Origin of the sequence: Caballeronia sp. (genome assembly GCF_028292365.1) — a bacterium.
Lineage (GTDB): Bacteria > Pseudomonadota > Gammaproteobacteria > Burkholderiales > Burkholderiaceae > Caballeronia.
The window spans coordinates 1-9,050 of the sequence record NZ_JAQGMM010000484.1; the positions used below are offsets into that span (position 1 = coordinate 1).

The window sequence follows — 9,050 nt, forward strand, 5'->3', positions numbered from 1 at the left end:
GTTCGTCGTCGAAGCCCGCTACGGCCGGATAGAAGTTCGTCGGGTCGCCATGAATGGAGACATACAGCACGTCGCTGCGGTCGTAGAAAATTTCCTGTATGCCCTGGCCGTGGTGCATGTCGGTGTCGAGGATGGCGACGCGGCCAAACTTCGCACGCAGCGCCTGCGCCGCGATCGCCGCGTTGTTCAGGTAGCAGAAACCGCCCGCCGCTTCAGCGCGCGCATGGTGCCCCGGCGGCCGGCACAACGCGTACGCCTCGCGCGCGCCATCAAGGATCGCATTCGCTCCGCCAAGCGCGCTTTGTGCCGACCAGTAGGCAGATTCGTAAGTATCGGCGCCGACCGGGCAACTGCCATCGGCGAGATAACGCGCTGCTTGTCCAAGCACGCCACGCAACGGATTGTTTTCGCGGACATACACATTCGACATCACTTCGTCGCCCCATTCAGCGGGCATCTTCTTCCACTCGCGATGCGCTTCCTCAAGGAAGCGCAAGTAGTTCATACCATGCACAGCGGCGAGCGGCGCAGCGCCGAAGTCGGCGGGTTCGCGGACATCGAAACCCATTGTCTTCGACGCATCGACCAGCCGCAATGCGCGCTCAGGAATCTCCTGAGGCGTGCGCATCTGACCGCGTGAAAGGTACGTCCGTGGATGATGTTTGAGTTGCGATGGATGGAAGTAAGTCAGCATTGTCAGGTCCTTGGGTCCTTCTAATTACGCGCTGATGGTCTCGCCAATCATCGCGCGCGCCAGTACTGCATTGATCAAAACATTCGCGCCGCACGTCACGTCTTCGGGGAGCGCGTCCTCGGCTTCGTTGTGCGACAGGCCATCCACGCAAGGGATGAAAACCATGGCCGTGGGCACGTGCCGCGCGAGGTGGATGGCGTCATGACCCGCGCCGCTCACAATGCGCTCGTAGGCGTAGCCGAGGCATTTCGTGGCTTCTTCCACGAGATTGACGCAACCGGAATCAAACGGCGTCGCCGGACTTTTCCAGTAGGTTGAGATGTCAGCTTTCAGTCTTCTGTCCGCGGCGATCTTGCCGAAGGCCGCGCGTACTTCGTGTTCCATCGCGTCGATTTTCGTATCGTCGGGATGACGCAGGTCGACAGTAAAGGCGACGCGCCCCGCAATGGTGTTACGCGATGAATTCGGTACGTCCACCTGACCAATCGTGACGAGTCCCAGCGGCGCGAAACGTTGCGCGATAGCTTCAAGTTCGAGTGCCATCGCCGCGCTCGCAAACAACGCGTCCTTCCGATACGGCATCGGCGTCGTGCCGGCGTGCGCGGCGACGCCTGTGACTTCGACATCAAGCCATCGAATCGCCTGGCCGCCGGTGACAACGCCGATAGGATTGCCGTGGCTCTCCAAAATCGGGCCCTGTTCGATATGCGCCTCGAAATACGAATCGACGTGTTGCACGCCGAGTCCGCGTGTTCCCGCGCAATCGATCTGGTTCAAGGCTTGCCGCAACGTCACGCCTTCCGCGTCCTTCGTTTGCAGCGCGACGTCCAGCGGCGTTGCGCCGACAAACACCGCCGACCCAAGCATGGCCGGCGTGAAACGCGCGCCCTCTTCGTTCGTCCACGAAACGATCTCGATGGGCTTCTCCGTCACCACGCCGTGATCGTTCAACGTGCGCACCACCTCGAGCGCGGCCAGAACGCCATAGACGCCATCGAAGCGACCGCCTTCCGGCTGCGTATCCAGATGACTGCCTATCAGCACGGGTTTCGCCTTCGCATCCGAGCCTTCACGACGCGCAAACAAGTTGCCGACTTCGTCGGTATGCACCGTCATTCCTGCTTCGCGGCACCACGTTGCAAACAACTCGCGCCCGCGCCGGTCTTCCTCCGTCAAGGCAAGGCGGCGTACCCCGCCCTTAGGCGTCGCGCCGATTTTCGCCATGGTCATCAAACTCGCCCACAAACGCGGGCCATCGATTTTCAACATGCTTTGGTATCCTCTAAATTCAGCGAGTAGCCAGTGCTTCCGGGGCATCGGCGCGACGATGTTTCAGCGCGTCAAGCGCGACAATCGATAGCAGTGAGATCCCGGCGAGACACGTGTAAAACACCGCCAGCGGCCACCATTGCCCCGTAAATTTATGCGCGAGCCACGTTCCCACGAGCGGCGTCAAACCGCCTGCAATCGCGCCGCAGACCTGATACGAAATCGAGATCGCCGAGTACCGCACACGCACCGGAAACACGCCGCTGACAAAACCCGCGATGACCGAATAGAAGCTCGCCATGCAGACAACCGCTATCGCGATGCCGATAATCATCGACACCATGTTGCCGCTCTGCACGAGGATAAACATGGGATACGGCGAGATCATCGCGCACAGGGCCGTGAGCTTCAGGAAGCGCGCACCGCCGATCTTCTCGGCGAGCAATGCGGCCAGCGGCTGCGTGAAGAACTGGATGATCGCCACCGCAAACAGGCAATCGAGGATCAGCGATTTCGTCACGCCGACATACTGCGTCGTGTACGAAATCATGAAGGTATTCGTGAAATACACGCCGGCAATCCCAATCGTATTCGCACCGATGCAAAACGCGACCAGCGCGCCCGACGAGCGGAATACTTCGGCAATCGGCAACTCAACCGTGCGCTTGGACAACTTCTCGCGCTCGAATTCCGGCGACTCATTCACGCCCATGCGAATCAAAAGGCCAACCACGAGCAACACCGCGCTCACCAGGAACGGCAGGCGCCAGCCCCACGCGATGAACTCCTCATGCGGCATCGACGTCACCGCGCGGAACGCGACCAGCGACAGGATCAACCCCGCCGGACTGCCCAGTTGCGCGAACGATGCGAAGAACGTCCGCCGTCCCTGCGGCGCATGTTCGGCCGCCATCAACACCGCCCCGCCCCATTCGCCGCCGACCGCAATGCCCTGCACCACGCGCAGCAACACGAGCAACACCGGCGCGAGCAGGCCGACCTTCGAATAAGCCGGCAGCAAACCGACGCATACGGTTGCCACACCCATCATCATCAATGTGGTCATCAGCGCTTTCTTGCGGCCGATCTTGTCGCCGAGATGTCCGAAGATCAATCCGCCCAGCGGCCGCGCGAAGAACCCGACGGCGAACGTGGCGAACGACGCCATCGTGCTGATGAACGGATCGTGCGACGGGAAATACAGCTCGCCGAAGACAAGCGCGGCGGCGGTGGCGTAAATGTAGAAGTCGTACCACTCGATCATCGTGCCGATGAAAGCAGCGGTCGCCGCGCGTACGGGCTGGCGAGTCGAACTGGATGCTGGGGTCACGTTGGCTCCTGATGCGCTTGTTTTAATGCATGGTCAGAGCGTTTTATCGCCAGCCATAAAACATTAGTCCAATTTCGATTTATTATTTGCCGTATAAGTTTGGCTAATACCTTGGATATCTCTCATGACTCAGCGGCGTGTGGACATAGCGCGGTTCCTGAACGACCGGCTTGACTGGAACCTGCTGCGGACCTTCCTGGTCATCATGCAGGAGCGCAGCGTGAGCCGCGCCGCCGCGCGCCTGCACCTCACGCAACCGGCAGTGAGCCAGGCGCTCAAGCGCTTGGAAGACACGCTTGGGCGCAACCTGATCCAGCGCCGCGGCCCGCACTTCGAGCCCACGCACGCGGGCGAAGAGGTGTACCGGATCGCAAGCGATATCTACGGCCACATGTCGCGGCTCGAAACCGAACTCGATGACCGCAGCGAAGACATCACCGGTTCGATCCGGCTGCTCACTGTGAGCCGCATCGACTCAGGCGTCTACGACGAGTTTCTCGCCGAATTCCACCGTACGTACCCGCGTATCGACTTGCATATCGAGGTGATGCGTTCGTCGGACATCATTTCGTCGCTGCTGCAAAAAACGGCGACCGCGGGACTCAGCCTGTGCCGCACGCCTATCGATAAACTCGAGCAGCGTTGTTTCCTGCGCCAACGATATGCCATTTTTTGTGGCCGGCATCATCGCTTGTTTGGACGGCACGGGCTGACCATGGACGACCTGCTCGCGGAGAACTTCGTGTCATTCACGAGCGATCAAATTGGCGACAGCTTGTCGCCACTGACCGTCTTTCGCGACCAGCGCGGGTTCACGGGCCGGATCGTGGCGGCATCGCCGAGTCTGGACGAAGTACGGCGGCTGATCTTCGCGGGGTATGGCATTGGCTGCCTGCCCGAGCACATTGTCCGCGACGACCTCACGCAACAGCGCCTGTGGCGTTTGCCTCCGGAAGAAGGTCTCGCCGATGTCGACGTCGATCTGCTGTGGCATCGCGGACGCAAGATGAACGCGGCGGAGCAGGCGTTTCTCGATGGCATGGAGCGCACGATGCAGCGTTATTCGTTACCCGAACGACTTGCGCCTCGCTGAGCCTCAAACGCCGGAGTTCGAACCGCTGCCCGTTGAAAGCCCGCAAACGTCAAACCGTAAGCAGAACCCCCATACAATACCCGCACCGCTTGGGGCACCTTCGCCCTGCAATCCGCAAAATCGCACGACATCACCCCATCACGATCCGACTACATGTATACAGCAGCCGTTCTGAACAGGAAAAATCCACTCGCCAAACGTCGGCGCGCAGGTTGGCGCACAGCCGCGACCCTGGTCATGGCCGCAGCGACTTTCACCTTCGCGATGAACACGCCCGTCGAGGCCCGCGGCGGTAACGGCGGCGGTTCAAGGACGGAAGCACAGAAACCCACGCCGAAACGCGCGGCAGCGAAGAAGTCGAAGGCCGTCCAGCGCGTAGCTGTGCCGGCCGGCCCGCTGCCAGCCACTGTCATGGCGGCGCTTGCACGCGCCCACGTGCCGCTTTCATCGATGAGCGTAGTAGTCGAGCGGATTGGCGGCGGCGGTGTGCCTCTCGTCGCGATCAACGCCAACGAGCCGATGATGCCCGCGTCCACCATGAAGCTGGTCACCACGTACTCGGGCTTGTCGTTATTGGGCCCGGATTACCGCTGGAAAACCACGGCCTACGCCGACGGTGAAGTCGATACAAACGGCGTCCTTCACGGCAACCTGTATATCCAGGGCACGGGCGATCCGAAACTCGTGCCGGAAGAACTTATCGACCTGGTGGACCAGATCCGCCGCAACGGCATCACGGGTATCGACGGCGCGCTGGTGCTGGACAAACGCTACTTCGACACCTCCACGCGCAACCTCCCCGCCTTCGACGCCGACGAGAGCGCGCCTTATAACGTAGGCCCGGACCCGCTGCTGTATGCGTTCAAATCGCTGTCGTTCACGCTGACGCCGAACTCGGACGGACAAGTTTCTATCGATGTCTTGCCGCAACTCGCGCAATTGCAAATCGACAACGAACTCAAGGTCACGCGTGGCGCTTGCGCGGGCTCGCTGCCGGCGGCGTCGCCGAGCGTGGCGCAAACCACGGGCGGTTTTGTGCAGGCGTCGTTTATCGGCGACTATCCGCTGCGCTGCGGTCCGCGCACCATCAACGTCGCCGCGCTCGATCACTCCACCTTCTTTGCCGGCGGCTTCCTCGCGCTGTGGAAACAAGCGGGCGGCACGTTTAATGGCACCACGCGTGAAGGCCCGACGCCGGCCAGCGCGCGGCTGGTCGGCACGCATCGCAGCCCGGTGCTGTCGGACATCGTTCGCGACATCAACAAGTTCAGCAACAACGTGATGGCGCGCAACCTGTTCCTGACCATCGGCGCCGCGATGGGCAAACCGCCGGCGACCACCCAGAAATCGGCGGCGGCAATCGAGGCGTTCCTCCATCGCAGCGCGCTGCCCATGACCGGCCTTTACCTCGATAACGGCTCGGGCCTGTCGCGCGAAGAACACATCACGGCGCAATCGCTCGCCGACCTGCTCACGGCGGCGAATTCGAGCCCGGTGGCGCAGGTCTTTGTAGAGTCGCTGCCCATTGCGGGCGTGGACGGCACCATGCGCAACCGGCTCACGAATGCGGGCGCAGGCGGTAACGCCCACATCAAGACGGGTACGCTGCGCGACGTGCGGGCGATCGCCGGCTACGTGGGCGCAGAGAACGGTGAAAGCTACGTGGTGGTGAGCTTCATCAACGATCCGCGTGCCGAAGCGGCACGGGCGGCGCATGACGCGCTGCTCGAGTGGGTGTATGAAGGCGCGCGCCGTACGGGAGCGGCTGAGTGAAGCCGTTGCGCAGCGACTTAGAACCCGAGGACACGCGCTCTGCAAGCACAGGCAAACCCTCGTAGGAAAGAGTCTCAAATCCTCTTAAAGATTCGGTAAGCTATCGCCACGATTGGCCGACGACACGCATTGTCCGCAGTGCGTGTCGTTTGAAGGTTCGAAGCCAACGCCCAAGCGGAAAGCCAGCCGAAAGCAACCTCGACGCGGCGTGCAGACCACATGACCAGATAAACGAGGAACGAGGAGATGAAGTCAATGAAACCCGCCCTGACGAAACCCGCCGCGCGTCAAACGCGCTGGCTGCTCGCCGTGCAGACGGCCACTGCATGCGCCGCGTTTGCCCTGCTGGCCGCGTGCGGCGGCGGCAGCGACAACAACAATAACAACACGCCCGCGGGCGGTCTGAAACTGCAAGTGGTGTCGTTTGGCGACAGTCTCTCCGACGTCGGCACGTATGCGCCGGTCGCAGCGGCAAACTTCGGCGGCGGGCGCTTCACGACAAATCCCGGCCAGATCTGGACCCAGAACGTGGCGCAATATTACGGCGACACGCTGACGGCGGCGAACACCGGCGGCTTCGGCATTCCGCTTTCGCCGGCCAGCGGTTTGGGTTATGCGCAAGGCGGCTCACGCGTGACGCTGCAGCCTGGGATTGGTCACGCCACCCCAGGCACGGCGAACGCCGACTTCTCGCAGGCCACCACGATCCCGATCAACGACCAGGTCACGCAGTACATCGGCTCGCATGGCTCGTTCAACGCCAACCAGCTCGTGCTGGTGAACGGCGGCGCCAACGACATCTTCTACAACCTGGCCGTGGCGCAAGCGACATCCGCAGGCGTCCAGGCCCAGCTCGCCGCGGGCGCTATCACGCTGACCCAGGCGCAGGCAGCGGGCGCTGCTGCGCAGACCGCCCTGACGACCGCCATCAGCCAGGCGGCAATCGACCTGGCGACGCTGGTTGGCCGGGTGGTGCAAAGTGGTGCGACGCACGTGGTGGTATCGGCGGTTCCTGACATCGGCGGAGCACCTGAGGGGTTGGCGAGCGCCGACAAAGGCGTGACCTTCTCGCAAGTGACGCAGTTGTTCAACGGCACGCTGAAGGGCGCGCTGCAACAGTCGGGCCTGTTGTCGAAGGTGATTTACGTCGATGCCTACACCTGGGTCGACGGCATCCAGGCGAACTTCCAGGCGAACGGCTTCACGGTATCGAATACGGGCACGGCCTGTAATCTCGCCGCGATGACCGCCGCCGCGACCAAGCTGGGCGAGCCGGACCCGTCGGCATTCGCTACGTCGCTGTTCTGCTCACCGCAAACCTACACGGTGGCCGGCGCGGACCAGTCGTACATGTACGCGGATACGGTCCACCCGACGACGCATCTGCACGCATTGTTCTCAACGTTCGTGGAGCAGCAGATTGCTGCTAGCGGGCTGGGGAAATAAACGCGACTGAATGAGCTGATGAAGTTGAAACGCCCGGTCTGAAGAAGACCGGGCGTTTTGCATTTTGGAGCGGTTCTCGTTGCCGTTAGACTGTGGGCTTTTTGCGCCGCACGTCGGCGAGCGAGTTTAGATACTTAAATGTATCTAAACTATTTAGGTCGCCTTGACCCATGCTTCGAAAGGCTTTTTAGCTGATCGTGCCTGACGCAGCGCTAGCCAGCCTTGCGCCCTACTCCTGCTCTTTAAACGCCGCCGCCGCACGCCCCAGCCGGTCGTTCACCGCGCTCCATTCCGCCGATCCCGGCAGCGTCTCAATCAAAATCCTCTCGACATCAGCGCAATCGAGCGCGCGCAGCAGACCATACAGTTCGCGTGCATAGCTCTGCGGATCGTCCGGCGCGGCAACAAAATGCACGTTCGGTGCGTCCGCCCAGCGGCCAGCGCTCGATGCCCGCGCAACCAGCGCCAGCTTCTTGCCGCCACTCAACGGATGCGCCGCCAGCAACGGCTCCAGCGCCGCGAACGGCAACAAGCTGAGCGGCGTGCGCGGCGCGTAATGGGCCTTCAGCGTGCCGGAGGCGCGCGGCGCGCTGGCGTCCGTACCATCCGGCAAACGCGGCATCACGCCGAGCACGTCCGCGATCTCAAGCGGACTCACATGACCCGGCCGGAGCAACGCAGGAAAACCCCGCGATAAATCAAGGATCGTCGATTCGATACCCACCTTCGCCGCCCCGCCATCGAGCACATGCACGCTGGTGCCGAATTCATCGCGGACATGCTGCGCCGTGGTCGGGCTGACATGTCCGAACCGGTTCGCCGATGGCCCCGCCACGCCGCCATGACCATCGCGCAACGTGCTGAAGGCGGTGAGCAGCGCTTGCGCGACCGGATGCGACGGACAGCGGATAGCCACTGAATCCTGCCCGCCGCTGACCGCCGCCGGCACGTGCGCTGCACGCTTCAGGATCAGCGTGAGCGGGCCGGGCCAGAAGGCATCGATCAGTGTTTGCGCATCGGCTGAAAGCGCTTCTACCCAGTACGCCGGGTCGCTGCCGGGCGCGAGATGCACGATCACTGGATGATTCGACGGCCGCCCTTTCGCTGCATAAATCCGAGCGATGGCCTCGGGATTCTCGGCATCGCCACCTAGTCCGTAGACGGTTTCAGTCGGAAACGCGACGAGTTGCCCGGCGTCGAGTAACGCGGCCGCATCCGTGATCTGCGCGACGGTGGGAGCTTCGAAAGTCATCAGGGTCAATCCAGCGCAATGTGCAGCATGCGAGCGCAATCACGCGCCGCCGTGCGCACTTCTTCCAGCGTGGCGCCGGTGAAATTCACGTGACCCATCTTGCGGCCGGCCCGCGCCTCTTCCTTGCCGTACAGATGCAGGCGCGCGGTCGGCAACGCGATCACGTCATGCCACGGCGGGGTGCGCGCTTTCG

General features: G+C 62.3%; 7 protein-coding genes and 1 pseudogene. 3 read left to right on the forward strand and 5 right to left on the reverse strand.

From position 1 onward, the window contains the following. The 3 genes from JWR14_RS28040 to JWR14_RS28050 form a co-directional block, all read right to left on the reverse strand. The coding region (locus tag JWR14_RS28040) for a histone deacetylase family protein (protein ID WP_299715379.1) at window positions 1-694 on the reverse strand (694 nt) is incomplete at its 3' end. A gap of 24 nt (window positions 695-718) precedes the next feature. Continuing rightward, window positions 719-1,963, reverse strand: a complete 1,245-nt coding sequence (locus JWR14_RS28045) for a Zn-dependent hydrolase (protein ID WP_299715382.1) — start codon at window positions 1,961-1,963, stop codon at window positions 719-721. Window positions 1,964-1,982: 19 nt separating this feature from the next. Further along, on the reverse strand, window positions 1,983-3,293 hold the full coding sequence (locus tag JWR14_RS28050) for an MFS transporter (RefSeq protein ID WP_299715385.1): 1,311 nt from the start codon (window positions 3,291-3,293) through the stop codon (window positions 1,983-1,985). Window positions 3,294-3,417: 124 nt separating this feature from the next. Between JWR14_RS28050 and JWR14_RS28055 the strand changes: the two genes are divergently transcribed. The 3 genes from JWR14_RS28055 to JWR14_RS28065 all read left to right on the forward strand — a co-directional run bounded on the left by JWR14_RS28055 (window position 3,418) and on the right by JWR14_RS28065 (window position 7,605). Then, on the forward strand, window positions 3,418-4,386 hold the full coding sequence (locus tag JWR14_RS28055) for a LysR family transcriptional regulator (RefSeq protein WP_299715387.1): 969 nt from the start codon (window positions 3,418-3,420) through the stop codon (window positions 4,384-4,386). Window positions 4,387-4,623: 237 nt separating this feature from the next. Next, window positions 4,624-6,159, forward strand: coding sequence for a D-alanyl-D-alanine carboxypeptidase/D-alanyl-D-alanine-endopeptidase (gene dacB, locus JWR14_RS28060; RefSeq protein ID WP_299715390.1), 1,536 nt, complete (start codon window positions 4,624-4,626; stop codon window positions 6,157-6,159). 255 nt (window positions 6,160-6,414) lie between these two features. After that, entirely contained in the window at window positions 6,415-7,605 is a 1,191-nt protein-coding gene (locus JWR14_RS28065) for an SGNH/GDSL hydrolase family protein (RefSeq protein WP_299715393.1), read from the forward strand. Between the two features lie 229 nt (window positions 7,606-7,834). Here JWR14_RS28065 and JWR14_RS28070 read toward each other — a convergent pair whose 3' ends face one another. Next, entirely contained in the window at window positions 7,835-8,857 is a 1,023-nt protein-coding gene (locus tag JWR14_RS28070) for an L-threonylcarbamoyladenylate synthase (RefSeq protein WP_299715396.1), read from the reverse strand. Between the two features lie 5 nt (window positions 8,858-8,862). Further along, a pseudogene (locus tag JWR14_RS28075) lies at window positions 8,863-9,050 on the reverse strand (5-(carboxyamino)imidazole ribonucleotide synthase); the annotation flags it as partial.